This is a genomic window from Pseudomonas sp. QE6 (assembly GCF_041379005.1).
GTDB lineage: Bacteria > Pseudomonadota > Gammaproteobacteria > Pseudomonadales > Pseudomonadaceae > Pseudomonas.
Window position 1 is genome coordinate 1,974,120 of the sequence record NZ_CP166873.1, and the last position, 26,048, is coordinate 2,000,167.

Sequence of the window (26,048 nt, forward strand, 5' to 3'; positions counted from 1 at the left end):
CAGTTCCCGGCAGATCAATGGGGCGCGCCGCCGCGTGGCATTACCTTTGTAGGAGCGAGCTTGCTCGCGAACGCTTTCAGGTGGATAGCACGGCTTCAGGCAGGTTCGCGAGCAAGCTCGCTCCTACCAAAAGCATTTGCGTTCACTCGCCCTTCAGGCCGTACTTCTTCACCTTGTCGAACAGCGTGGTCTTGGCCATGCCCAGGGCGTGCGCGGCCTGGCTGAGGTTGCCGGCGTGGCGTTCCAGGGCGGTGGACAGCAGGCTCTTCTCGAAGGCCTCCACGGCTTCGGCGAAGCGCGGTTCGCCCGCGTCGGGGCCGAGGTTGCCGCCGGCCAGCACCGGCAGGCCGAGGGCGAAGCGTTCGGCGACGTTGCGCAGTTCGCGTACGTTGCCGGGCCAGTCGTGGGCCATCAGGGTGGCGGCGGTGGCGTTGTCGATGACCGGCGCCGGGCGGTCGAAGCGCAGCGAGGACTGCTGCAGGAAGTGCTCGAAGAGCATCAGGATGTCTTCGCGGCGCTCGCGCAGTGGCGGCAGGTTGAGGGTGACCACGTTGAGGCGGTAGTAGAGGTCGCTGCGGAAGCTGCCGTCGCGGCCCATGGCAGCGAGGTCGGACTTGGTCGCGGCGATCACCCGGCAATCCACCGGGATCAGTTCGTTGGAGCCCAGGCGTTCCAGCTGCTGTTCCTGCAACACGCGCAGCAGCTTGATCTGCAGGTTCAGCGGCATGCTCTCGATCTCGTCGAGGAACAGGCTGCCGCCGTTGGCGTGCTCGATCTTGCCGATGCGCCGTTTGCCGGCGCCGGTGAAGGCGTGGGCCTCGTGGCCGAAGATCTCGCTGTCGATCAGGCTTTCCGGCAGGCCGCCGCAGTTGAGCGCGACGAAGGGCTTGGCCTGGCGCCGGCTGTAGTCGTGCAGGCAGCGGGCGACCAGTTCCTTGCCGGTGCCGGTCTCGCCTTCGATGAGCACATTGGCCGAGGTGTCGGCGACGTTGGTGATCAGCTCGCGCAGCGCCTGCATGGCCGGCGACCGGCCGATCAGCCGGCTTTCCAGGGCCTGGCGGCCGGCCAGCTGGCGACGCAGTTGGCTGACCTCGCGGGTCAGCGCCCGCTGGGCCAGCGCCCGGCGCGCGGTGTCGACCAGGCGTTCGGGCGAGAAGGGTTTCTCCATGAAGTCATAGGCGCCGTCGCGCATGGCCTTCACCGCCATGGCGATGTCGCCGTGGCCGGTGATCAGCACCACCGGCAGGCTGGGGTCCAGCGCCTTGAGTTTCTCCAGCAACTGCAGTCCGCCCATGCCGGGCATGCGGATGTCGCTGATGACGATGCCGGGGAAGTCGGCGCCGATCTTCTTCAGCGCCTCCTCGGCGCTGCCCACGCCGTCGCTGTCGATGTCTTCCAGGGCCAGCGCCTGCTGGCAGCCGAGCAGGACGTGCGGGTCGTCCTCGACGATCAGGACGCGCAGGGATTCTTCGCTCATGCGGGGTTCTCCAGGGCAGGCAGCAGCGGCAGGTAGAGCTCGAAGGCGGTGCCGCCGGCCTCCGGGTAGGCCACGCCCAGGCTGCCGCCGGCGGCGGTGGCGAGGCTGGCCGAAAGGGTCAGGCCCAGGCCCAGGCCGAGTTCGCCGGGCTTGGTGGTGAAGAAGGGTTCGAACAGGTGCGCGCGGGCGTCCTGGGGGATGCCGGGGCCGTTGTCGCGCACGACCAGGCGATAGCGGTCGTCGCCTTCGACACGGCCTTCCAGCCAGAGCTGGCGGTCGTCCTGCGGGCTCATGGCGTCCAGGGCGTTGGCGATCAGGTTGACCAGGATCTGTTCCAGGCGGGTCTGGTCGATGGCCAGGCGGGCGTCAGGGTAGTCACGATGCAGGCTCACCGGTACCTCCTTGAGGCGCACCTGCAGGACCATCATTGCGGCGTCCACCGCCTTGTCCAGGCTGGCTTGCCCGTGGTCGTCGGCGCGCCGGGCGAAGGCGCGCAGGCTGCCGGTGATGCGACCCATGCGGTCGACCATCTCGTTGATCGCGACCAGGTTGCTGCTGGCGATATCCAGCTTGCCGCGCGCCAGGAAGCGCACGGTGTTGCCCGAGAGCGTGCGCAGCGCCGCCAGCGGCTGGTTGAGTTCGTGGGCGATGCTGGTGGACATCTGCCCGATCACAGCCAGCTTGCCGGCCTGTACCAGGCGGTCCTGGGCCTTGCGCAGGGTGTCCTCTGCCTGGCGGCGTTCGCGGATCTGCTCGCGCAGGTGCTGGTTGCTGGCGCGCAGGTCGCTGGTGCGTTCCGCGATGCGCCGCTCCAGGGCGTTGTTGGCCTGCTCCAGCGCTTCGCGGGCGGCGAGGCGGGTGGCGATGACCTTGCGCCGCTCGTTCGAGGCGATCAGCAGGAAGGCCAGCAGAGCGAAGCCCAGGGCGGCGAGCATGCCGTGGATCATGGCTTCGCGGCGTACGTCGTGGAGCGGGCTGAGCAGGGTGAAGTTCCACGAGGTGTCGTTCAGGCGACGGGTCTGCATCAGGTAGTTGACGGGGCTGTGCCCGTCGGCTTCCGGCGACTGTGGCGGAAAGCTGATTTCCTCCACGCCGTCGCCCAGCGAACGGCGTGTAAGCGGCTGCCATTCGTTGAGCGCCCACCAGTAGTACTGCAGGCTTCGCGCCATGCGTTCCTTGTCGTCGGCGCTGAGCGGGCGCACTGCTTTCAGGCGCAGGGCGGGATCGCTGGAGAGGATGATGATGCCGTTCTCGTCGCTGACGAAGGCTTGCAGGCGGGCTTTCTGCCAACGCTCTTCGAGCGCCTCCATCTTCACCTTGACCACCGCCACGCCGATGATCTGGTCGCCGCTGACCAGGCCGTGGGCCAGGTAGTAGCCGGGCTCGCCGGTGGTGCTGTCCATGCCGTAGAAGCGCCCCGGGCGGCCGGCCATGGCGTCCTGGAAGTAGGCGCGGAAGGACTGGTCCTCGCCCTGGTAGCTGTCCACGTTCTGCCAGTTGCTGGTGGCCAGCACCCGCCCGGAGGTGTCCAGCAGGTAGATGGCACGGCTGCCGGCGCGGCGGTTCAGGCCTTCGAGGTAGGCGTTGACCAGGTTGCGGTTGTAGGGGGTGGGGTCGAGCAGCAGGCGCGTGACGTTCTTTTCCAGCTCCAGCACGCTGGGCAGGTAGGAGTAGCGGCTCATCTCGCTTTCCACGCCGCGGGCGTGCAGCTCCAGCTGACGTTCGCCACTGCCGATCAGGGCGCGGGTGCCGGCGCCATCACTGATCAGGTAGCCGCCATAGCCGAAGCCCAGGGTGAGCAGGAGCAGCAGGAGAGGCAGGAGGAGGTTGCGCAGCAGGCGTGGTTTCACGGTGAGCGGCGGTGGCAATGGGCTGGGAGGGCATTGCATCACAGTCGTCCGGGCCGAGCCAGTCTAGGGTCTGTAGGCGCTTCGGCGCGAGCCGCGTTGCTGCGACAAATCACGCCAGGCTAGGCGCGGGACGTAGGCAATGGTCATTCCCTTGGCAAGTCCCGCAACGACGCATGGCGTGATTTGCCGCGCAACCCGGAGGGGCGGGCCGCATTTTGCGCAGTGCTGCGTTACTCGTCGTTCATTTGGAATGACCAAACTACTCTCCTCGCGCCTTGCTCTGCGCAAAATGCGGCTCCGCCGCGGTCGTGCCGAAGTGCCTACAGACCCTTTCGCCGGGGCACGGCGATGGACTGGCTCGGGTACCACATGGTTAGGGCTTCACCACCAGGCCGACGCCGCGGCCTCGCGGATCGGAGGCTGTTTCCAGCGACTTGCCGTCGACGCGGATGGCCTGGATGTCACCCATGTTCCAGCCCTGGTCTTCCAGGGTGTAGCCCATGGCCTTCAGCTCGTCGGCGACCTTGCCGGTGAGCGGTGCGTAGGCGTCGAAGTAGAGGGTGTCCTTGGGCAGCAGCTGGTGATGCACGCGCTGCGCGGCCACGGCCTTCTCCAGGGGCAGGTGGTAGTCGTAGACGTTGTTCAGCACCTGGAAGATCGAGGTGAAGATCCGCGAGCCGCCGGGAGTACCCAGCACCAGGCTGACCTTGCCGTCGCGGGTGACGATGCTCGGGCTCATGGAGGAGAGCATGCGCTTGCCCGGCTCGATGGCGTTGGCGTCGCTGCCCACTACGCCGAAGGCGTTGGCCACGCCCGGCTTGGCGCTGAAGTCATCCATCTCGTCGTTGAGCAGGAAGCCGGCGCCCTTGACCACCACGCCGCTGCCGAAGTCCCAGTTCAGGGTGTAGGTGTTGCTGACGGCGTTGCCGTCCTTGTCGACGATGGAGAAGTGGGTGGTCTGGTGCGGCTCCAGGCCCGGACGGACTTTCTCGGTGGGCGAGATGGCGTTCGGGTTGACCTCGGTGGCGCGCTTGGCGATGTACGCCGGGTCGGTCAGCTGGGCCACCGGCACCTTGGAGAAGTCCGGGTCGCCCAGGTAGTCGGCGCGGTCGGCGAACACGCGCTTCTCGATCTCGGCCAGCAGGTGGATGTACTTGGCGGAGTTCAGTTCCACGCCCTTGAAGTCGGCGGCGCGCTGCTCCTTGATACCGATCAGCTGGGCCAGGGCGATACCGCCGGAGCTGGGCAGCGGCGCGGTGTACAGGCTGTTGCCCTGCCAGTCGATGCGCATCGGTTCGCGCCACTTGGCCTCGTAGCCGGAGAGGTCTTCCTGGGTGATCAGGCCGCCGTCGTGCTTCATCTGCGCGACCAGCAGCTTGGCGGTCTCGCCCTTGTAGAAGTCGTCCGGGCCCTTGTCGGCGATGCGCTCCAGGGTCTTGGCCAGTTCCGGCTGCTTGAAGGTCTGCCCCGGTTTCATGGTGCCGAAGTAGTCGCCGAAGTTGGTCTTGCCGTTGAACAGCGCGATGGCGTCCTGGCGGTACTGGTACTGCTGGTCGGCGACCTTGAAGCCGGTCCTGGCGTAGCCGATGGCCGGGGTCAGCAGTTCGCTCCACTTCAGCTTGCCGAAGCGCTTGTGGGCTTCCCACAGGCCCATCACGGTGCCGGGCACGCCGGCAGCCTTGGTGCCGACCAGGCTGAGGTTCTCGATCACCTCGCCCTTGTCGTTCAGGTACATGGTCTTGGTCGCGGCCTTCGGCGCGATCTCGCGGTAGTCGAGGAAGTACGGCTTGCCGTCGACATACAGGGTCATGAAGCCGCCGCCGCCGATGTTGCCGGCTTCGGGGTAGGTGACCGCGAGGGTGAAGGCGGTGGCGACCGCTGCGTCGACGGCGTTGCCGCCCTTCTTCAGGATCTCGGCGGCGACCTTGGCGCCGTACTGGTCAGGCGCGGCCACCGCGCCGCCGTCGAGGGTGGCGGCGAAGACCGAGGAACTGGCGGCGAGGATCGCGACGCCCAGGGGCAGTTTCGTGAAGTGGATCAGACGCATGGACCTTCCTTATTTATTGTTGTGTTTGCGGTGAGGTGGCGCGCCCCGCTTCAGCGGGGCGCACCGGTGGATCAGTGCGGCAGGATCTTGGCGAGGAATTGCTGGGTGCGTTCGGCGCGGTTCTGCAGGTCGCCGAAGAACTCTTCCTTCGGACAGTCTTCGACGATCTGCCCGCGGTCCATGAAGATCACCCGGTCGGCGACCTTGCGCGCAAAGCCCATCTCGTGGGTCACGCACATCATGGTCATGCCTTCCTGGGCGAGCTGGACCATCACGTCGAGCACCTCGTTGACCATTTCCGGGTCGAGCGCCGAGGTCGGTTCGTCGAACAGCATGACGATCGGGTCCATCGCCAGCGCGCGGGCAATGGCCACGCGCTGCTGCTGGCCGCCGGAGAGCTGGCCGGGGTGCTTGTGGGCGTGGGCCTTGAGGCCGACGCGGTCGAGCAGCTTCATGCCCTTGTCCATTGCCTCTTCCTTGCTCCGGCCCAGGACCTTGCGCTGGGCGATGGTCAGGTTCTCGGTGATGGACAGGTGCGGGAACAGCTCGAAGTGCTGGAACACCATGCCGACGCGCGAGCGCAGTTTCGGCAGGTCGGTTTTCGGATTGGCGATGGAGGTGCCGTCGACGGTGATGTCGCCCTTCTGGAAGGGCTCCAGCGCGTTGACGCACTTGATCAGGGTCGACTTGCCCGAGCCGGACGGCCCGCAGACCACCACGACTTCACCCTTGGACACCTTGGTGTTGCAGTCGGTGAGCACCTGGAAGTCGCCATACCACTTGCTGACGTTATCGATGGAGATCATACGGTTAACCTTTTCTGCAGGCGCTTCACGCCGAAGGACGCGGCGAAGCTGATGACGAAGTAGACGAGACCGGCGAAGATCAGGAACTCATGGGGCTGGCCGATGATGTCGCCGCGGGAACGGGCGGCGTTGAGGAAGTCCATCAGGCCCACCGAGTAGACCAGCGAGGTGTCCTGGAACAGGATGATGCTCTGCTGCAGCAGCAGCGGGGTCATCTTGCGGAACGCCTGGGGCAGGATGATCAGGCGCATCGCCTGGCCGTAGGTCATGCCCAGGGCGTAGGACGCGCCGATCTGGCCCTTCGGGATGGCCTGGATGCCGGCGCGGACGATCTCGCAGTAGTAGGCCGCCTCGAACATCATGAAGGCCACCAGGCACGAGGTGAACGCACCCACCGGGGTGTCCTGGCCGGTGATCCAGCGCAGGATGAAGGGCACCGCGAAATAGAACCAGGTGATCACCAGCAGCAGCGGGATCGAGCGGAAATAGTTCACGTAGAAGCCGGCGATGTTCGACAGCAGCTTGCTGTTGGACAGGCGCATCAGCGCCAGGATGGTGCCCAGCACCACGCCGCCCAGCACGCCCAGCGCCATCAGCTGCAGGGTGGTGAGCATGCCTTCCCACAGGCCGGGGAGGGCGGGGACGATCTGACTGAAGTCCATCATTTACCTCCCACGGAGATCAGGCCCGGTACCGCGACCTTCTTCTCGACCATGCGCATGGACAGCATCAGGCTCATGTTCAGGGTGAAGTAGATCAGCGTGGCCAGGGTGAAGGCCTCGAACAGGTTGGCGCTGAACTCGGCGGTCTGCTTGGTCTGTGCCAGCAGCTCCATGAGGCCGATCAGCGACGCCACCGAGGAGTTCTTGAAGACGTTGAGGAACTCCGAGGTGAGCGGCGGAATGATGATGCGGAAGGCCTGCGGCAGCAGCACGTGGCGGTAGATCGCCGGCAGGCGGAAGCCCATGGCGCTGGCGGCGGCGAGCTGGCCCTTGGGCAGCGCCTGGATGCCGGTGCGCACCTGTTCGCAGACCCGCGCGGCGGTGAACAGGCCCAGGCACACGACGACGCTGACGAAGGCCGAGGTTTCCGGCGCCAGGCCCAGCTTGAACCAGTCCTGGATCGGCTGCGGCAGGTAGTCCGGCACCAGGAAGTACCAGATGAACAGCTGCACCAGCAGCGGCACGTTGCGGAACAGCTCCACGTAGGCGGTGGCGATGCCGGACAGCCAGCGGTTGGGCAGGGTGCGCATCACCCCCAGCAGCGAGCCGAGCGCCAGGGCGATGACCCAGGCCGCGAGCGAGACGGCGATGGTCCAGCCAAGGCCGGTGATGTACCAGTCCAGGTAGCGCTCATCGCCGATCCCGGTGGACTTGAAGAACACGCCCCAGTCCCAGTTGTAGTCCATGTCGGGTTTCCCCTCAGAGTCGTTCACGCTCCGTTGCGCGGAGCGTGAACAGGTATTTGTATTCACGGCACGAAGCCGGAAGCGGGCATGCAGCGGCCCGCCACCCGCGGGTAGCGGATGTTCCGGCATCGTCATCAGTAGGAGTGGGCCGGGAGCGCAGGGCCTGCGCTCCCGATCCCCCGCCAGTCTGCGCCTTATGGGCGCAGACCGACGCGACCGTTACATCTGCTCGGCAGACTTGTCGGTCGGAGTGGCGATCAGCTTCTTGAGCTCATCGCTCATCGGGAAGTTGAGGTTCAGGTTCTTCGGCGGGATCGGCTTCATGAACCACTGGTCGTAGATCTTGTTGACTTCACCCGAGGCGAAGGTGTCGGCGATGGCCTTGTCGACCACCTTCTTGAACGGCGCGTCGCCCTTGCGGACCATGCACGCGTAGATTTCGTAGGACTGGGGCTTGCCGACCACGTGCCAGTCGTCCGGCTTCTTGGCCTTGGCCATTTCGCCGTAGAGCAGCGCGTCGTCCATCATGAAGGCCACGGCGCGGCCGGATTCGAGCATCAGGAAGGACTCGCCGTGGTCCTTGGCCGAGATGATGTTCATGCCCATCTTCTTCTCGGCGTTCATCTGCTTGAGCAGGCGCTCGGAGGTGGTGCCGGCGGTGGTCACCACGTTCTTGCCATTCAGGTCGGCGAAGTCGTTGATGCCCGAGGTGGTCTTGGTCAGCAGGCGGGTGCCGACTTCGAAGATGCCGACGGAGAAGTCGACCTGCTTCTGGCGCTCCAGGTTGTTGGTGGTGGAGCCGCACTCGATGTCCACGGTGCCGTTCTGCACCAGCGGGATACGGGTCTGCGAGGTGACCAGGTTGTAGCGCACCTTGAGGTCCGGCAGGTTCAGCTCTTTCTTCAGGGCTTCGACGACCTTCAGTTGCAGGTCATGGGAGTAGCCCACCGGCTGGCGCGGATCGGTGGCGAGGTAGGAGAAGGGGATGGAGGCGTCACGGTGGCCGAGGACGACGGTGCCGGAGTCCTTGATCTTCTTCAGGGTACCGGTGAGCTCTTCAGCGACGACGGGAGTGGCGAGCAGCGCTGCAACAATGGCGGCGCCCAGCGCGCGGGGTGCGAAACGCATGGAATCTACCTCGACTGGTTGTGTTTGTTATTCAGTCCTGCGACTGGCGAGGGGTAGCCATGCCGCATGCTCGGGATGGACAGCAGCAGGCTCTGTGCCAACTTCTGCATTTGTTTTTAAGTTACTGAATATAAAGCATATTTTTATTGATGGCCGAGACTGATGCGTGGCGCGCTGTTCGGTAATCCGGATATTCGACGAATTCACGTTCGGAAATCCGAACGATTGCTGCCGAGGCTTCGCCTGGGAACTTTGCCTGGAGGCCGCGCCAAGTGTCGGAACCGCCGGAGCGGGGCGGCGGTTCCATGGGGAATGGACTTCAGTCCTGGTCGTTGATCTGTACGGCGGCGAGTCCCTCGCGGCGCAGCAACTCTCGCTTGCGCGGCAGTCCCCAGCGGTAGCCACCTTCGCCGGTACCGCCGACCACCCGGTGGCAGGGCACCAGCAGGCCGACATGGTTGCTGGCGCAGGCGCGGGCGATGGCGCGGGGATGGCTGCCCAACTGTTCGGCCAGCTCGCCGTAGCGCCGCGTCTCGCCGCTGGGGATGCGCGTGAGGGCGCGCCAGACGCGCAGCTGGAAGGCGCTGCCGTGCAGGTCCAGCGGCAGGTGGGCGGCCTGTTCGGGTTCTGCCAGCTGCGCCAGTACCTGCTGCAGCCAGTCGCCCAGGCCCGCGTCGTCGGGCACGCGCTCGGCGGCGCCGAAACGTTCGGCCAGCTGTTGCTCCAGCTCGCTGGCGTTATCGGCGAACAGCAGGGCGCAGACCCCCTTGTCGGTGGCCGCCAGCAGCATCTGGCCCAGCGGGCAGGGCGCGATGACGTAGCGCAGGTGTTCTCCCGCACCTTTTTGCCGGCGCTGCGCCGGGGTCAGCGGGGTGGCGCTTTCGTAGAGGGCGCGGGTGCCGGAGTAGCCGGCTTCCAGGGCCGCATCCAGCACCGAGCGCGCTTGCGGAAGGGCAGCGGCCAGGCGCTGTTCGCGGCGTGACTCGGCCCACGCGCGCGGGGTCAGGCCGGTGCGGGCCTTGAAGGCGCGGGCGAGGTGCGAGGCGGAGAGGCCGATGCGCCTGGCCAGCTCGCCCAGGGTCAGCGGTTTCTCCGCACGGTCGAGCAATTCGCAGGCCGCGGCGACCAGGGCATCCAGCTGCTCGCGAGGGCTGGGGCCGTTCGGTGAGCAGCGCTTGCACGGGCGGAATCCGGCGGCCTCGGCGGCGGCCGGGCTTTCGTGGAAGGCCACGTTGCCACGCGAAGGCCGGCGGGCCGGGCAATTGGGGCGGCAGTAGACACCGGTGGAGCGCACGCTGAAGACGAAGCGCCCCTCGAAACGCGAATCCCGTTCGCAGACCGCCTGCCAGCAACGTTCAGGGTTCAGTTCGAGGCTCATCATGGTGGGTCTCCATGGAATTCGGCGATGGGGAAATTGTCTGTCCGCCGTTGCGGGCGGGCAATCCGCATCGCGTTTTCAAACTGCGGGCTACGCTTGCCGATGTCCGCCTTCAGAGAGCGTTGCCTTGCTGCGATTCTGCTTCTGCTGCCTGCTGCTCGTCACGCTGTTCGCTCCGGCTCATGCCGATAGCCTGGCGCTGAACGAGCAGGAACGGGCCTTCGTCAGTGCCCACGAGCCGATCCGCGTCGGCCTGTTCCGCGCCGGTTGGCCGCCGTTCGAGGTGATCGACGAGTTCGACCAGTTCCACGGTATCAGCGCCGACTACCTGCAGCTGATTTCCGAGCGCCTGGGCATGAAGGTCCGGCCGGTGATCTACAACACCTGGGAAGACGTGCTGGCCGCCGTGCATGCCGGCGAGGTGGATCTGGTGCCGTCGGTGGCGATGACCGAGGAGCGCAAGCGCTTCCTCAGTTTCAGCCGGCCGTACCTGTTGACCAGCAGCCTGATCTTCGCCCGCCGCGACAGCACCATCCGCGTGCTCGACGACCTGTCCGGGCGGCGGGTGGCGGTGGAGCAGGGCTATGCCGTGCAGGAGCTGCTGACGAAGGCCGTGCCCGGCGTCGTCTTCGTGGTCAGCGACGATTCCTCCAGTGCCTTGAAGGCGGTTTCCACAGGCAAGGCCGATGCCTATGTAGGCAACCTGATCACCTCCAGCTACCTGATCGAGCAACTGAGCCTGAGCAATATGGAAGTCCGGGGCGACAGCGGCCTGGGCAACAGCCAGGTGCGCTTCGCCGTGCGCAAGGAGCTGGAGCCGCTGGTGCCGTTGCTCGACCGCGCCCTGGGCGACATCAGCCGCAGCGAGCAGGAGGCGATCCAGGCGCGCTGGCTGCCGTCCCTGGACGTGTTCGACTGGATGCACCTGTTGCAGATCGCCTGGCCCTGGGTGGTCGGCGTGCTCGCCCTGCTGGCCTTCGTCCTGGTGTGGAACCGGCGGCTGTCGATCCAGGTCGCCGAGCGCGCCCGCGCCGAGGCCGAGGAGCGCCGCCAGCGCAGCACGCTGCTGGCACTGATCAACGCGATCCCCGACCCGATCTGGTTCAAGGACACCCAGGGCCGCTACCTGGGGGTCAACCAGGCGTTCGCCGACTGCCTGGGGCGGCGCCCGGACGAGATCGTCGGGCGCAGCGACCGCCAGCTGTTCAGCCGCACTGCCGCCGCCGGCCGGCACGACCGCGACCACCAGGCGCTGACTGGCAGCGGGCCCTACGCCAGCGAAGGCTGGGTGATCTACCCGGATGGCCGGCAGGTGCTGTTCGATACCTTGCGCAGCGCCTTCCAGGATGACCAGGGGCGCCTGCTGGGGCTGGTCGGCGTGAGTCGCGACGTTACCGCGCGCAAGTCCACCGAAGTCGCGCTGGCCCAGGCTCGCGACCTCGCCGAGGAGGCCGCGCAGCTCAAGAGCGACTTCCTGGCCAACATGAGCCACGAAATCCGCACGCCGCTGAACATCATCATCGGCCTTGCCCACCTGCTGCAGGAAACCACCCTGGACGAGCAGCAACTGGACTACCTGGGCAAGATCCAGGGCTCGGGCCAGTACCTGCTGGAGCTGATCAGCGACATCCTCGACCTGTCGCGGGTTGAGGCCGGCAAGCTGGAGTTCGAGCACATCGATTTCGACCTCGAACGCATGCTCGGCGAGTTGTTCGACCTGCTGAGCATCCGCGCCGCGAGCAAGGGGCTGGCGGTGCGCTGCGAAATCGATTCGCGGGTGCCAGCCAAGGTGGTGGGCGACTCGCTGCGCCTGCGGCAGATCCTGATGAATTACGCCAACAACGCGCTGAAGTTCACCGAGCGTGGCGAGGTGGTGCTGGTCGTCGAGCTGGAGGAGGAGGACGAGGACAGCCTGCTGTTGTACTTCGGCCTGCGCGACACCGGCATTGGCATCTCCCCGGCGCAGCAGGACCGCCTGTTCGAATCGTTCCGCCAGGCCGACAGCTCGATCACCCGGCGCTACGGCGGCTCGGGTCTGGGGCTGGCGATCTGCAAGCGGCTGGCCGAGGCGATGGGTGGCAGCGTCGGTGTGGAAAGCGAGGCGGGGCAGGGCAGCCTGTTCTGGTGCCGCCTGCCGATGGGGCGGGTGGATGATGCGACGGAAGTCAACCTGGACAGCATCAGCCATGCCGCGCTCCCGTCCCCCGAGCCGCCGGCGCAGGCGGTGGCGCGGGCGCCGGTCAGCGGTGGCGACGGGGTCGAGGTCGAGCGCGTCTGCCGGCGCCTGGCGCAGCTGCTGGCGGCCGACGACCCGCGCGCCGGGCGTCTGCTGGGCGAGCGTGCAAGCCTGCTGCGCAGCGTCTTCAATGAGGGATACGAGGGCATCGCGACGAACGTCAGGCGCTTCGAGTTCGAACGCGCCCTGGAGCACCTGGTGAATCTCGCGAGGGAGTGCGATATCAGGATCTGAACGCCGGCGCGGATGAACGGTCCGATCCGGTGCCGCGTGGCAGTCTGAACAATTAGAGGGGAATGCGATGGATAGCATGCTGGACCGGCCCGAACAGGAGCTGATCCTGGTGGTGGATGACCAGCCGGACAATCTGATGCTCATGAGCGAGCTGCTCATGGACCGCTATCAGGTGCGCGTCGCGTCCAGCGGCGCCAAGGCCCTGCGCCTGGTGCAGAGCGATCCGCGCCCGGACCTGGTGCTGCTCGACATCATGATGCCGGAGATGGACGGCTACGAGGTCTGCCGGCAGCTCAAGGCCGACCCGGCCACGCGGGACATCCCGGTGATCTTCCTCACCGGCATGGTCAACGCCTCCGATGAGCAGAAGGGGCTGGACCTGGGGGCGGTGGACTACATCACCAAGCCGATCAGCCCGCCGGTGACCCTGGCGCGCATCCGCGCGCATCTCAACCTCAAGGCCAACGCCGACTTCCTGCGCGACAAGAGCGAGTACCTGGAGCTGGAAGTGCGGCGCCGCGCCCGTGAGCTGCAGGCCATCCAGGACGCCACGCTGGAGGCCATGGCAACCCTCTGCGACCTGCGCGACAACGCCCACAGCCAGCACCTGGTGCGCATCGAGCATTACATGCGCCTGCTGGGCAGCACCCTGGCGCTGCGCAACGAGTTCTCCAACGAACTCTCGGTGGAAAACATCGAACTGCTGGCGCGCTCGGCGCAGTTGCACGATATCGGCAAGGTCGCGGTGCCCGACCGCATCCTGCACCACCCCGGCCAGCTCGACGAGGCTGACCAGGCGATCATGCAGAGCCACACCACGGTGGGGCGCGACGCCCTGGCGGCGGCCGAGCGCAAGCTGGGCTACCCGGCCGACTTCCTGCGCTACGCCAAGGAGATCGCCCATAGCCACCACGAGCGCTGGGACGGCGGGGGGTATCCGGAAGGGTTGTCCGGCGAACGTATCCCGATGGCCGCACGGATGCTGACGCTGATCGACTGCTACGACGAGATGACCAGCCGCCACGCCTACCGCACCTCGCTGGGCCCGGACGAAGCGGCGGCGCGGATCAAGGCCGGCGCCGGCAGCCAGTTCGACCCGCGCATGGTGGAGGCCTTCAGCGAGGCCGCCGAAGGCTTCGCCAGCATCGCCCTGCGCTATGCCGACAGCGACGAGGCCCTGGGGCTGGAACTGCTGCGCCTGGAGGACGCAGTGATCGAAAACATCGAACTGACGCCGCCTGCCCCCTGATCGTGCTGGGCGACCGTCGGGGATTGCCGTATAAGGTGCGCAGCGCCCGCAGAGAGGTATGCCAGGAAGCCCGATGAAGACCCCGAAACGCATTGAGCCGCTGATCGAAGACGGCCTGATCGACGAAGTGTTGCGACCGCTGATGAGCGGCAAGGAAGCTGCGGTCTACGTGGTGCGCTGCGGCGACGAGCTGCGCTGCGCCAAGGTCTACAAGGAAGCCAACAAGCGCAGCTTCCGCCAGGCCGCCGAGTACCAGGAAGGGCGCAAGGTGCGCAACAGCCGCCAGGCGCGCGCCATGGCCAAGGGCTCAAAGTATGGCCGCAAGGAACAGGAGGAGGCCTGGCAGAACGCCGAGGTTGCCGCGCTGTTCCGCCTGGCTAATGCCGGCGTGCGGGTGCCCAAGCCCTACGACTTCCTCGACGGCGTGCTGTTGATGGAAATGATCGCCGACGAGGACGGCGACGCCGCGCCACGCCTGAACGACGTGGTGATGGAGCCGGAGCTGGCGCGCGAATTCCACGCCTTCCTGATCAGGCAAATCGTGATGATGCTCTGCGCCGGCCTGGTGCACGGCGACCTGTCCGAGTTCAACGTGCTGGTTGGGCCGGACGGCCCGGTGATCATCGACCTGCCCCAGGCGGTGGACGCCGCCGGCAACAACCACGCCTTCCGCATGCTGGAGCGCGACGTGGGCAACATGGCCGCCTACTTCGGCCGCTTCGCCCCGGAATTGAAGTACACCCACTACGCCAAGGAAATGTGGGCGCTTTACGAGGAAGGGAAACTGCTGCCGGACACCCCGCTGACCGGCCATTTCGACGATCCCGAGGACGAAGCGGACGTCGACTCCGTACTGCGCGAGATCGCCGATGCCCTGCGCGAACAGGCCCGCCGGGAGGCCGGTCGCGCCGCCCAGGATACGCCGCAGACCCGCGACGAACCGCCGCCTCCGCCGTGGGAGCGGGCTTGATCGGGTTGAACGACCCCGCTGACATCCTCACATTGATCGCCGCCCAGCCCGAGCGCATGCGCCTGCTGCGCGGCGTGCGCGACCACGGCCCGGCCGATGCCTGGATCGGCGCCGGCTTCGTGCGCAACGCCGTGTGGGATGCGTTGCACGGCTATGTCGACGCGACGCCGCTGGCCGATGTGGACGTGCTGTATTTCGCCGAAGACTGCCTGGACGCCGAAGCGGACGACGCCTGGGAGCGCCGCTTGCGGGAGGCTTGCCCGGAAGTGCCCTGGTCAGTGCGCAACCAGGCGCGCATGCATGTGCGCAATGGCGACAGAGCTTACCGGGATTGCGCCGACGCATTGCGGCACTGGGCGGAAGTCTGCACGGCGGTGGCGGTGCGTTTGCGCGGCGATGAGCTGGAATTGCTGGCGCCGCTGGGCGTCGACGACCTGCTGAGCCTGCGTGTTCGGCCAACCGAACGCTTCCATTCCAAGCCGGATATCTATCGCGAGCGGCTCGCGGCCAAGAACTGGCTGGCGCGCTGGCCCAACTTGCAGATCGAACCTCTGTAGAAGCAGTTGTCCTTATTCGGAAGTCTTTGCCTGGGCTTTCTCCCTCACCCCAGCCCTCTCCCCCTGGGAGAGGGCTGGGGTGAGGGCCGCCCCGAGGGCAGATGTATCTCGTAGGAGCGGAGCTTCTCCGCGAACATTGGTGCACGCTGAAGGATTCGCGGAGAAGCTCCGCTCCTACGAGAGCAAAAGCCCAGACGCTCTGTTTGCCCCGGCCTCAGGGCCTTCCGAGTCCAGCCCGGTCGCGGCGACGTAACGAGGCACAACTGTACGGCACCAACTGTATCCATACAGCGGCGGGCCAGACTGGTAGCGTTAGCCCATCCCACCCCGAGCTACCCGCCATGCCGCTGCGCCATATCCTGCTCGCCCTGCTGGTCACCCTGATCTGGGGCGTCAATTTCGTCGTGATCAAGGTCGGCCTGCACGACTTCCCGCCGCTGTTGTTCTGCGCCCTGCGCTTTGCCCTGGCGGCGTTGCCGCTGATCTTCCTGCGCGGCCCGCTGCCGGCGCCGTTCTGGCGCATCGTGCAGATCGGCCTGCTGCTGGGCGTGGTGAAGTTCGGTCTGCTGTTCGTCGGCATGCACCTGGGCATGCCCGCCGGCCTGTCCTCGCTGGTCCTGCAGAGCCAGGTGTTCTTCACCGTGCTGATCGCCGCCGCGCTGCTGGGCGAGCGGCCCACCCCGCGCGCCTTGCTGGGCCTGGCGCTGGCCGCCGGTGGCCTGCTGCTGATCGGCCTGGAGCGGCCGCTGGGCGACAGCCTGCTGGCCTTCCTGCTGGTGATCGCCGCGGCCCTGGCCTGGGCCTTCTCCAACATCGCCACCAAGCGCTCCGGCGCCAGCGACATGCTGCGCCTGATCAGCTGGGTCAGCCTGATTCCGCCGCTGCCCCTGCTGGTGCTGTCGTGGATATTCGAAGGTCCCGAGGCGATCGGGCACGCCGTGCTGAACATCAACTGGACCGGTGCCGGCGCGCTGCTCTACATCGCTTTCCTCGCCACCACCGTCGGCTTCGGCCTGTGGAGCTTCCTGCTGCGCCGCTACCCGGCCAGCCAGGTCACGCCTTTCGCTCTGGCCGTACCGGTTTCAGGTCTGCTGTCGGGTTGGCTGTTCCTCGGCGAAGCGCTGACCACCCAGGACTGGATGGCTTGCGTGCTGGTTTTCGTCGGCCTGGCCGTGACCGTGCTGCCGGCGTCGCTGTGGCGTCGCCGTACGACAGTGAGCGCCCAAGGCTGACCCGTACCTGTAGAAGGGTCAGATTGCTGCGCCGCGGTGATCCATCACCAGTTGTCTTGGGTCGTCAGTGAGAGACTGGCCGCTGCGGTTCGCGGCCGAGTTTCTCGCAGGTGACCAGGTAGTCGTCCACGGCCTCTTCGAACGCCCCACGCAACTCGCTCACCGACTCGCCGTGAAAACCAATCACGTTGCGGATACCGGCGATGTGGCCGATGAACAGCCCGTCGTCATCGCTGTATTCGATGCGGGCGGCGTAGCCTTGATATCTCATGAAGGAATTGTCCCGCTCTGTTGGGCAGTCGTTCTGCCCTCGGGCTTTGGTATCTATCAGTAACCGCGATGAGCACAAATCGAACGGGGCGCTTAGCCCCGTCCGAAAGCTCCTCAATGACAGCAATTCCCCGACTCCAGGTCCTTCAGTATCGGGCAGTCCGGCCGGTGATCGCCCTGGCAGTGGTCGCTCAGTTCCTGCAGGGTGTCGCGCAGGCTGCTGAGTTCGGCGATCTTGCGGTTCAACTCTTCGATATGCCGAGCGGCCAGGGCCTTCACGTCGGCGCTGGCGCGTTGGCGGTCCTGCCAGAGGGCGAGCAGTTGGCCGACTTCTTCCAGGGAGAAGCCGAAGTCCCGCGAGCGGCGGATGAAGGCCAGGGTGTGCAGGTCCTGCTCGCTGTAGTGGCGATAGCCGCTGGCGCTGCGGCCGGCGGGGGCGAGCAGGCCGATGGATTCGTAGTAGCGGATCATCTTCGCGGTCAGGCCGCTCTTCTTCGCCGCTTCGCCGATGTTCATGCCGATTCCTCTCGATCGAACGCCCCGCCTGCGCGGGGCGTGGTTGTCACTGGTGACCCTGCGGTTTCCAGCGCTTGAGCAGCAGGGCGTTGCTCACCACGCTGACGCTGGAGGCGGCCATCGCCGCGCCGGCGACCATAGGGTTGAGCAGGCCGAAGGCGGCCAGCGGGATGCCCACCAGGTTATAGATGAAGGCCCAGAACAGGTTCTGGCGGATTTTCGCGTAGGTGCGCCGGGAGATGTCCAGCGCCGCCGGGGCCAGGCGCGGGTCGCCGCGCATCAGGGTGATGCCGGCGGCGTGCATGGCCACGTCGGTGCCGCCGCCCATGGCGATGCCCACGTCGGCGGCGGCGAGCGCCGGGGCGTCGTTGATGCCGTCGCCGACCATGGCCACCACCTTGCCGTTCTTGCGCAGGGCGCCGACCACCTCGGCCTTGTCGCCGGGCAATACTTCGGCGTGCACGTCGTCCAGGCCCAGCGCATCGGCCACGACCTTGGCGCTGCCGCGGTTGTCGCCGGTGATCAGGTGGCTGGCGATGCCGCGCTGGCGCAGGGCGTCGATGGCGGGCCTGGCGCCGTCCTTGAGGCTGTCGCCGAAGGCGAACAGGGCCACCACGCTGGCCTGCGGCTCGCGCTCGATCAGCCAGGACAGGGTGCGTCCCTGGGTTTCCCATTTCTGCGCGGATTCCGCCAGGTCGCCGGGCGGCAGTTGCAGTTCGTCCAGCAGGCGGCGGTTACCCAGTGCGAACAGGCGACCGTCGACCTGGCCCTGGATGCCGCGTCCGGCCAGCGCCTGGATGGCATCGGCGGCGGTCGGGGCCAGCCCGCGCTCGGCGCAGGCATCGAGCACGGCCTTGGCCAGCGGGTGCTCGCTGCCGCGCTGCAGGGCGCCGGCCAGGGCAAGGGCCTGGGCTTCGTCATCGGCGGCGAGGTTGGTGATGCGCGGCTGGCCGGAGGTGAGGGTGCCGGTCTTGTCGAAGGCCACGGCATCGACCGCATGGGCGACTTCCAGCGCCTCGGCGTCCTTGATCAGGATGCCGTGTTTCGCCGCTACACCGGTGCCGGCCATGATCGCGGTGGGAGTGGCCAGGCCCAGGGCGCACGGGCAGGCGATCACCAGCACCGCCACGGCGTTGATCAGCGCATGTTCCCAGCCGGCGCCGGCGAGCAGCCAGCCGACCAGGGTAACCAGCGCGATGCCGATCACCACCGGGACGAACACGTTGCTTACCTTGTCCACCAGCTTCTGGATCGGCGCCTTGGCCGCCTGGGCGTCTTCCACCAGACGGATGATCCGCGCCAGCACGGTCTCGCCGCCCAGGGCAGTGGTCTTCACCCGCAGCACGCCTTCGCCGTTGATGGCGCCGCCGGTGACGGCGTCGCCGACGCCCTTGGCCACCGGTACGCTCTCGCCGGTGATCAGTGCCTCGTCGGCATGGCTCTGGCCGTCGAGCACCTCGCCGTCCACCGGGAAGCGCTCGCCGGGGCGCACCAGCACTTCGTCGCCCAGACGCAGCTCGGCGATGGCTACATCTTCCTCGATGCCGTCGCGGACGCGGGTGGCGCGTTCCGGGCGCAGGGCTTCGAGGGCGCGGATGGCGGCGGCGGTCTGGCGCTTGGCGCGGCTTTCCAGGTACTTGCCGAGCAGGATCAGGGTGATGACCACCGCGCTGGCTTCGAAGTACAGGTGCGGCATCTGCCCCGGCGCTGCGGCGTACCAGAGGTACAGGCTCAGGCCGTAGCCGGCGCTGGTGCCGAGGGCGACCAGCAGGTCCATGTTGCCGCTGCCGGCGCGCACGGCTTTCCAGGCGGAAACGTAGAAGCGCGCGCCGATGAGGAATTGCACGGGTGTGGCGAGCAGGAACTGCACCCAGGCCGGCAGCATCCAGTGCAGGCCGAACCAGTCGCCGATCATCGGCAGCACCAGCGGCAGCGACAGGGCGATTGAGGCCGCCAGCCACCAGCGCTCGCGGGCCAGGCGGGCTACCTGCGGGGCGACGCCGGGCTGCTCGGATTCAACGGGGCGGGCCTTGTAGCCGGCCTTGTCGACGGCGGCGATCAGCTCGGCGGTCTCCACCGCGCCGAGCAGGTCCAGGTGGGCGCGTTCGCTGGCGAGGTTCACGCTGACCTCGCGTACGCCGGGCACCTTGCGCAGGGCGCGCTCGACGCGGCCCACGCAGCTGGCGCAGGTCATGCCGTCGATGGCCAGCTCCAGGCTGTGCGCCGGCACCGCGTAGCCGGCCTGTTCGACGGCCGCCACCAGGGCGGGCAGGGTGTCGCCGCTGGAGGGGCCGGCCAGCTGGACGCGCGCCTGCTCGCTGGCGAGGTTGACGCTGGCTTCCTGCACGCCGGGCACCTTGCGCAGGGCGCGTTCCACGCGGCCGGCACAGCTGGCGCAGGTCATCCCGGAGACCGGGAGGTCGAGTTCGATGGGGTTTGCGCTGTTCATGGGGCTCTCCCTGAAGTTCCCCAACAGGATCAACCTTGACACAAGGGTAAGGTCAACCCCTTCCCGGCAGTCCCTTGCCGCAGGTCATGACTGCCCGTTCAACCGCCGCTGGAAACCGGTGTCAGGTACAGGCCGCTCTCGCTGTTGGCGATGCGGAACTTGCGCACCTCGCCGGCGCGCAGCATCACCGACTGCGCGCGCAGCGGCTCGATGCCGCCGTGGCAGAGGCCGGAGTTGGCGGTCTGCAGGCGCAGGGAGGTTTCGCCCGGCGGCAGGTTGAGGGCGACCTCGCCTTCGGGCTGCAGGCGCGAGACCTTCTGGTCCTGCACGTAGAGGTCGATGTCGCAGGCGGTGCCGGTGTCCAGGCGTTCGCGGCTGACGATCAGCACGGCGTAGGCCACCGGCTGGGCGTCGGGCACCGGCCAGGGACTGGGCATGGCGGGCGCCGGCTGGGCTGGGGGCTGCGGGGGAGGTGGCGTATCGGACGAGCCGTCGGCCTGCGCCAGTGCACAGGCCAGCAGGCCGAGGGTTAGAAGGAGGGAACGGCGCATGGGCGTTCTCCGGGAGGGGATCATCCGGGCAGCTTGGCTGAGAGCCTGACGCAGGACAAGCACGTGGAAACAAATCGCCGGGGGACTTGACCTTGCCACGAGGGGAAGGTCGAAACTGCCTCCAACGAATCATCACACGACAGGAGCTTTCCCATGCATACCTTCCAAGTCAAAGGCATGAGCTGTGGTCACTGCGTCCGTGCCATCACCCAGGCGGTCCAGGCACTGGATGCGGCCGCTGAAGTCCAGGTCGATCTGGGCCAGGGCGAAGTGCGCGTCGCCAGCCGCCTGGACGAGGCAGCCATTCTCGCAGCGATCCGCGAAGAGGGTTACGAGGCCAAGGCGGCCTGAGTCTTCTTTCGTTCCTTCCGGGCCGGTTCCACGCCGGCCCATCAGGCCGGCGGCGTGCTCCAGTCGCGCACCAGCCCTCTGAACAGTGCATCGAACAGGAAACGGGTCTCCCGTTCCGCGTCGAACAGTTCCGGGTCGCGCAGCCAGTCGCTGAGCAGGCCGAAAATCATCGCATGCACCGCGCGCGAAGCGATCTGCGGCGTCACGCCGGGCATCAGCCGGCTACGGCAGCTCTCGCGGGTGAACAACTGCTCGCACAGTTCGATGAATTGGCGGATGAAGTGGTTGTGGCGCTCCTCCGCATCGCGCAGTTCGTCGGTGAACTCGCAGCGTTGCAGCAGGATGGTGAGGATGCGCCGGCGTTGCGGGTGGCGCGCCAGGTTCTCGATGACTTCCACGCTCAATTCGAACAATGACTGTATCGGGTCGTGCCCGTCGCAGCCGGAGAGACGTTGTGCCAGTTGTTCGGGCGGCAGGCGTACCTGGTTGAGCAGATCGTTGAACAGATGCGCCTTGTTCTGGAAGTGCCAATACACCGCGCCACGGGTCACGCCGGCACTTCTGGCGATCTCCTCCAGGCTCGTGTTGGAGACGCCCTTGGCCAGAAAAAGTTGCTCGGCCGAGTCGAGAATCGTTTGGCGCGTCTTTTCCGAATCTTCTTTAGTTCTTCGCATGGCACTTGCTGGTATACAGGCTAGGATCACTACTCAGTTGGCAGTTTACTGATTTTAAAGTACGAACAGTCCCTTGCAGGCACTGGCGCAAGTGAACTCCTCTCAGTCAATATTCCTACCGTTCCGTTATTTTGGTCATTCCATGGAGAGGTTACATGCAGTTCGTCCGCCGTTTGCCCGTTGCAATTATTGTATTCGGCTTACCTGCCTTGTTCGCCACGGCGCTCCAGGCTGAGGACAAACCTGCTGCTGCCGCACCACCTCCGCCGCCGGTGACCGTGGAAGTCGCCAAGAGCTCTGTCGTCCCCGTGACCCTGGAATACGCCGCCCGCACCGCCGGTTACCGCGAGGTCGAGGTGCGCGCCCAGGTCAGCGGCATCCTGCAGCGCCGCACCTATGAAGAAGGCCGTCCGGTCAAGGAAGGCCAGGTGTTGTTCCGCATCGATCCGCGTCCTTACCAGGCCGCGCTGGGCCAGGCCCAGGGCTCGCTCGCACAGGCCCAGGCGCGCTACCGCCAGACTGACCGCGACCTGCGCCGTATCCGTGAACTGCAGAAGAAAGGCTTCGCCAGCGAGAGCGAGCTGGACCGCTACATCTCCAACTTCGAACAAGCCAAGGCTGACGTCGAAGCCGCCCGCGCCAATGTGCAGGCCAAGCAGATCGACCTGAACTACACCACGGTGACCGCGCCGATCTCCGGCATGGCGAGCAAGGAAGTCCGCTCCGAAGGCAGTCTGGTGGCCGCAGCCGACCCCGGGTCCAGCCTGCTGACCAAGCTCACCCAGCTGGACCCGGTGTACGTCAACTTCGCCTACCCCGATACCGAGGCGGCGCGCCTGCGCGATGGCGTGCAGAGCGGCCGGCTGAGCCTGCCCGCGGACGGCAAGCTCAGCGCCGAGCTGCACTTCGGCGATGGTAGCCAGTACCCCATCGATGGCGTGGTCGACTTCACCGACAGCTTCGTCAACACCGGCACCGGCACGGTGAATGCCCGCGCCGTGGTGCCCAACCCGAAGAACCAGCTGATCCCCGGCCAGTTCGTGCGTGTGCTGGTCAAGGGCATCACCCGCAAGAACGCGGTCACGCTGCCCGAGCGGGCGTTGGCCCAGGGCCCGCGCGGTACCTTCGTCTACGTCGTGGACAAGGACGGTATCGCCCGTGTACGGCAGGTCACCACCACGCAGACCGTGGATGGCCGCTGGGTCATCGATTCCGGCGTGGATGCCGGGGATAGAGTCATCGTGGATGGCCTGATCAAGGTCCGTCCCGATCAGCCGGTCAAAGCGGTCGAAGGTGGTGCGCAGCCGTCTGCGGCCAATACTGCCCAGACCCAGTCCTAAGGAGCGCCTATCGTGATTTCGCGCTTCTTCATCGATCGTCCGATCTTTGCCATGGTGATCTCCATCGTCATCCTGCTTGGCGGGATGGCGGCCATGCATGCCTTGCCGATTGCCCAGTACCCGGAGATCCTGCCGCCGCAGGTGTCGGTGACCACCAACTACCCGGGCGCCAGTTCGCAGGTGATCGCGGAAACCGTCGCCGCGCCGCTGGAACAGGAAATCAACGGCGTGGAGGGCATGATCTACCAGCTGTCCACTTCGGACAGCAGCGGTGCCATGACCCTCACCGTGTACTTCAAGGTCGGTACCGACCCTGACCAGGCCACCATCAACGTCAACAACAAGGTGCAGGCCGCGCTGGCCAAGCTGCCGCAGGAAGTGCGCCGGCAGGGCGTGAAGGTACAGAAGAAGTCCTCGGACATCCTGCAGCTGGTCATCCTGTACTCGCCGGACAACTCGGTCGACCCGGTACAGATCAGCAACTACGCGTTGATCAACGTGATCGATGAACTCAAGCGTCTGCCCGGCGTGGGCGACGTCACCCAGTTCGGCGCCAAGGATTACTCCATGCGCATCTGGCTGCGCCCGGACAAGCTGGCGCAGTACAACCTGACACCGACCGATGTGGTCAACGCCGTCCAGGAGCAGAACTCGCAGTTCGCCGCCGGCAACTTCGGCAAGGAGCCGCTGAACACCCCGCAGGACTTCACCTACACGGTGAGCACGCAGGGCCGCTTCTCCGATCCGAAGCAGTTCGAGAACATCATCCTGCGCACCGACAGCACCGGCGCCAGCCTGCTGCTCAAGGACGTCGCCCGAGTCGAACTGGGGGCCCAGGACTACTCGATGAAAACCACCCTGAACGGCCAGCAGAACGCGGCCTTCGGGGTGTACCTGCAGCCCGGCGCCAACGCCCTGGATACCGCCGAAGCCGTGCGCAGCACCATGGAACGGCTGTCCAAGCGCTTCCCGCAGGGCATCGTCCACACTATCCCCTACGACACCACGGTATTCGTGAAGGTGTCCATCGAGGAGGTGGTGCACACCTTCTTCGAGGCCCTGGTGCTGGTGATGCTGGTGGTCTATCTGTTCCTGCAGAACGTGCGCGCCACCCTGATCCCGGTGCTGGCGATCCCCGTGTCCCTGGTCGGCACCTTCGCCGGCATGTACCTGCTGGGCTTCTCGATCAACCTTCTGACCCTGTTCGGCCTGGTGCTGGCGATCGGCATCGTGGTCGACGACGCCATCGTGGTGCTGGAAAACGTCGAACGGGTGATGCGAACGGAGAAGCTCGGCCCACGTGAAGCGGCGATCAAGGCGATGGAAGAGGTGACCGGGCCGATCGTCGCCATCGTGCTGGTGCTCTGCGCGGTGTTCATTCCGGTTGGCTTCCTCGGCGGTCTCGCCGGTCAGATGTACCAGCAGTTCGCGATCACCATCGCGGTGTCGGTGGTGATCTCCGGCATCGTCGCGCTAACCCTGTCGCCGGCGCTCTGCGCGCTGATCCTCAAGCCCGAGCACAAGGAGCCGGCAGCGCCGTTCCGCTGGTTCAACCGCATGTTCGACAAGGCCACCGAAGGCTATGGCGCCGGCGTGCAGTTCTTCCTCAAGCGCGCCTCCATCGGCCTGCTGCTGGTCGGCGGGATGATCGCGCTGATGGTGGTACTGTTCGGCCGGGTGCCCGGCTCGCTGGTGCCTGACGAGGACCAGGGCTATGTGCTCAACGCCTATATCCTGCCGCCGGCTTCCTCGCTCAAACGCACCGAGGAGCTCACCGAGGCGGTCTCCGAGCAACTGCGCAAGCACCCGGCGGTCAAGGACGTGGTGACCTTCTCCGGTCTGAACATCCTGACCAACACCAACGTCACCAGCGCTGGTGTGTCCTTCGTGACCCTCAAGGACTGGAAAGAGCGCCAGGAGCCGTCGCTGGACGCGCGCAACCTGACGCGCACCTTCATGGGCATGGGCATGCGCGAGCAGGACGGCATGACCCTGAGCTTCAACCCGCCACCCATCACCGGCATGTCCACTACCGGCGGCTTCGAGGCCTACATCCAGGACCGCAGCGGCGGCACCCCTGAGCAGTTGCAGGAGATCGTGAAGAAGTTCATGGCCGCGGCGGCCAAGCGCCCCGAACTGGCCGGCGTGACCACCACCTTCAACGCCGACGTGCCGCAGTACTACATCGACCTGGACCGCACCAAGGCGCGCGCGCTGGGTGTGGCGATCGACGATGTGTTCACCGCCATGCAGGCGACCTTCGGCGCCTATTACGTCAACGACTTCAGCCTCTATGGCCGTACCTGGAAGGTAAACCTGCAGTCCGAGTCGGACTTCCGCCGCAAGCCGGATGACCTCCAGCAGGTCTACGTGCGCTCCGTCACCGGCGACCTGGTGCCGCTTTCGACACTGGTGCAGGTGCGCCGCATCCTTGGTCCGGACACCTTCTCGCGCTTCAACGTGTTCCCTGCGGCCAAGCTGCTCGGCGGCCCGGCACCGGGCTACAGCTCCGGCCAGGCGCTGGCGGCGATGCAGCAGGTGGCCGACGAGACCCTCGGTGAGGACTACATGCTGACCTGGATCGGTTCGGCCTACCAGGAACTGGAGGCGCAAGGCTCGGGCGGCCAGGCCTTCCTCTTCGGCCTGATCCTGGTCTTCCTCATCCTCGCGGCCCAGTACGAACGCTGGTCGCTGCCGCTGGCGGTGGTCACCGCGGTACCCTTCGCGGTATTCGGCGCCATCCTTGCCATCTGGCTGCGCGGCATCGATAACGACGTGTACTTCCAGGTGGGCCTGGTGACGCTGATCGGCCTGGCGGCGAAGAACGCCATCCTGATCATCGAGTTCGCCGTGCTCTGCCGCGAAGAGCAGGGCATGGGCCCGATGCAGGCGGCGCTCGAAGCGGCCAAGCTGCGCTTCCGTCCGATCGTCATGACCTCGCTGGCCTTCATTCTGGGTTGCGTGCCGTTGGCGATCAGCACCGGCGCGGGCTCGGCGAGCCGCCACTCGATCGGCACCGGCGTGATCGGCGGCATGCTCGCCGCGACCCTGCTGGCGACCTTCCTCATCCCGATGTTCTACATGCTGGTGGAGTCGCTGTCCGACAAGCTCGCCGCCCGCAAGAAGAAGCCTGCGGAGGCCGAGGCTCACAAGGCCTGAAGCCAGGGCGGACCGGCAGTGTGCCGGTCCGCCTACCATCTTTTCGGGAATTGATTAGTGAGCTTGCTAATTTCCCGGCCATTGTCACAATGCAAGGCTTCGTCGCGCAGCGCGCTCGCGGCAGAACCTTACACCCCGTCCGCCCTGGCGCCTGAACCGCCACCGC

Annotated in this window: 20 protein-coding genes and 1 pseudogene; 8 read left to right on the forward strand and 13 right to left on the reverse strand. The window is 66.5% G+C overall.

The annotated features are described in order from the left end of the window. Window positions 1–142 precede the first annotated feature (142 nt). The 8 genes from ACAW63_RS09095 to ada form a co-directional block, all read right to left on the reverse strand. The gene (locus tag ACAW63_RS09095; RefSeq protein ID WP_371234624.1) at window positions 143–1,426 is read right to left on the reverse strand and encodes a sigma-54-dependent transcriptional regulator; all 1,284 of its coding nucleotides are present in this window, start codon (window positions 1,424–1,426) and stop codon (window positions 143–145) included. Window positions 1,427–1,473: 47 nt separating this feature from the next. Next, window positions 1,474–3,366, reverse strand: coding sequence for an ATP-binding protein (locus ACAW63_RS09100; RefSeq protein ID WP_371233149.1), 1,893 nt, complete (start codon window positions 3,364–3,366; stop codon window positions 1,474–1,476). Window positions 3,367–3,700: 334 nt separating this feature from the next. Beyond that, window positions 3,701–5,374: a gamma-glutamyltransferase gene (gene ggt / locus ACAW63_RS09105; protein ID WP_371233151.1), complete on the reverse strand. Its 1,674-nt coding sequence runs from the start codon at window positions 5,372–5,374 to the stop codon at window positions 3,701–3,703. 71 nt (window positions 5,375–5,445) lie between these two features. Then, the gene (locus tag ACAW63_RS09110) at window positions 5,446–6,180 is read right to left on the reverse strand and encodes an amino acid ABC transporter ATP-binding protein (protein ID WP_371233152.1); all 735 of its coding nucleotides are present in this window, start codon (window positions 6,178–6,180) and stop codon (window positions 5,446–5,448) included. Next, the gene (locus ACAW63_RS09115; RefSeq protein WP_275610186.1) at window positions 6,177–6,845 is read right to left on the reverse strand and encodes an amino acid ABC transporter permease; all 669 of its coding nucleotides are present in this window, start codon (window positions 6,843–6,845) and stop codon (window positions 6,177–6,179) included. The genes ACAW63_RS09110 and ACAW63_RS09115 overlap by 4 nt, the downstream gene beginning before the upstream one ends. Further along, the gene (locus ACAW63_RS09120; RefSeq protein WP_275610187.1) at window positions 6,842–7,588 is read right to left on the reverse strand and encodes an amino acid ABC transporter permease; all 747 of its coding nucleotides are present in this window, start codon (window positions 7,586–7,588) and stop codon (window positions 6,842–6,844) included. The genes ACAW63_RS09115 and ACAW63_RS09120 overlap by 4 nt, the downstream gene beginning before the upstream one ends. A 219-nt stretch (window positions 7,589–7,807) precedes the next feature. Continuing rightward, entirely contained in the window at window positions 7,808–8,716 is a 909-nt protein-coding gene (locus ACAW63_RS09125) for a glutamate/aspartate ABC transporter substrate-binding protein (protein ID WP_370600702.1), read from the reverse strand. Window positions 8,717–9,035: 319 nt separating this feature from the next. Further along, window positions 9,036–10,097 (reverse strand): bifunctional DNA-binding transcriptional regulator/O6-methylguanine-DNA methyltransferase Ada, encoded by a 1,062-nt coding sequence (gene ada / locus ACAW63_RS09130; RefSeq protein ID WP_371233154.1) that lies wholly within the window; start codon window positions 10,095–10,097, stop codon window positions 9,036–9,038. A gap of 124 nt (window positions 10,098–10,221) precedes the next feature. Between ada and ACAW63_RS09135 the strand changes: the two genes are divergently transcribed. From ACAW63_RS09135 to ACAW63_RS09155, 5 genes are all read left to right on the forward strand, one after another. Beyond that, window positions 10,222–12,564: an ATP-binding protein gene (locus ACAW63_RS09135; RefSeq protein WP_371233157.1), complete on the forward strand. Its 2,343-nt coding sequence runs from the start codon at window positions 10,222–10,224 to the stop codon at window positions 12,562–12,564. 67 nt (window positions 12,565–12,631) lie between these two features. Continuing rightward, entirely contained in the window at window positions 12,632–13,813 is a 1,182-nt protein-coding gene (locus tag ACAW63_RS09140; RefSeq protein WP_371233159.1) for an HD domain-containing phosphohydrolase, read from the forward strand. Window positions 13,814–13,886: 73 nt separating this feature from the next. Continuing rightward, complete coding sequence (locus ACAW63_RS09145; protein WP_371233161.1) at window positions 13,887–14,783, forward strand: PA4780 family RIO1-like protein kinase; 897 nt, start codon at window positions 13,887–13,889, stop codon at window positions 14,781–14,783. 5 nt (window positions 14,784–14,788) lie between these two features. Beyond that, entirely contained in the window at window positions 14,789–15,340 is a 552-nt protein-coding gene (locus tag ACAW63_RS09150; RefSeq protein WP_371234627.1) for a nucleotidyltransferase family protein, read from the forward strand. 341 nt (window positions 15,341–15,681) lie between these two features. Continuing rightward, on the forward strand, window positions 15,682–16,572 hold the full coding sequence (locus tag ACAW63_RS09155) for an EamA family transporter (RefSeq protein WP_371233162.1): 891 nt from the start codon (window positions 15,682–15,684) through the stop codon (window positions 16,570–16,572). A gap of 70 nt (window positions 16,573–16,642) precedes the next feature. Here the strand turns inward: ACAW63_RS09155 and ACAW63_RS09160 are convergent. The 4 genes and pseudogenes from ACAW63_RS09160 to ACAW63_RS09175 all read right to left on the reverse strand — a co-directional run. Next, window positions 16,643–16,843 (reverse strand): annotated as a pseudogene (locus ACAW63_RS09160) (type II toxin-antitoxin system HicB family antitoxin); the annotation flags it as partial. Window positions 16,844–16,956: 113 nt separating this feature from the next. Next, a complete protein-coding gene (gene cueR / locus ACAW63_RS09165) occupies window positions 16,957–17,358 on the reverse strand; it encodes a Cu(I)-responsive transcriptional regulator (RefSeq protein ID WP_015475603.1) in 402 nt (133 codons plus the stop codon). 46 nt (window positions 17,359–17,404) lie between these two features. Beyond that, a complete protein-coding gene (locus ACAW63_RS09170) occupies window positions 17,405–19,807 on the reverse strand; it encodes a heavy metal translocating P-type ATPase (RefSeq protein ID WP_371233163.1) in 2,403 nt (800 codons plus the stop codon). Window positions 19,808–19,905: 98 nt separating this feature from the next. Next, entirely contained in the window at window positions 19,906–20,358 is a 453-nt protein-coding gene (locus ACAW63_RS09175) for a hypothetical protein (RefSeq protein ID WP_371233165.1), read from the reverse strand. Window positions 20,359–20,511: 153 nt separating this feature from the next. Between ACAW63_RS09175 and ACAW63_RS09180 the strand changes: the two genes are divergently transcribed. Then, window positions 20,512–20,709 (forward strand): heavy-metal-associated domain-containing protein, encoded by a 198-nt coding sequence (locus ACAW63_RS09180; protein WP_275610197.1) that lies wholly within the window; start codon window positions 20,512–20,514, stop codon window positions 20,707–20,709. A 41-nt stretch (window positions 20,710–20,750) separates the two neighbouring features. Here ACAW63_RS09180 and ACAW63_RS09185 read toward each other — a convergent pair whose 3' ends face one another. Then, complete coding sequence (locus ACAW63_RS09185) at window positions 20,751–21,383, reverse strand: TetR family transcriptional regulator (protein ID WP_371233167.1); 633 nt, start codon at window positions 21,381–21,383, stop codon at window positions 20,751–20,753. Between the two features lie 155 nt (window positions 21,384–21,538). Here ACAW63_RS09185 and ACAW63_RS09190 point away from each other — a divergent pair, with 155 nt between their 5' ends. Together ACAW63_RS09190 and ACAW63_RS09195 are read left to right on the forward strand one after the other, a co-directional pair. Continuing rightward, a complete protein-coding gene (locus tag ACAW63_RS09190) occupies window positions 21,539–22,723 on the forward strand; it encodes an efflux RND transporter periplasmic adaptor subunit (protein WP_371233168.1) in 1,185 nt (394 codons plus the stop codon). Between the two features lie 12 nt (window positions 22,724–22,735). Continuing rightward, entirely contained in the window at window positions 22,736–25,882 is a 3,147-nt protein-coding gene (locus ACAW63_RS09195; protein ID WP_371233169.1) for an efflux RND transporter permease subunit, read from the forward strand. Window positions 25,883–26,048 lie beyond the last annotated feature (166 nt).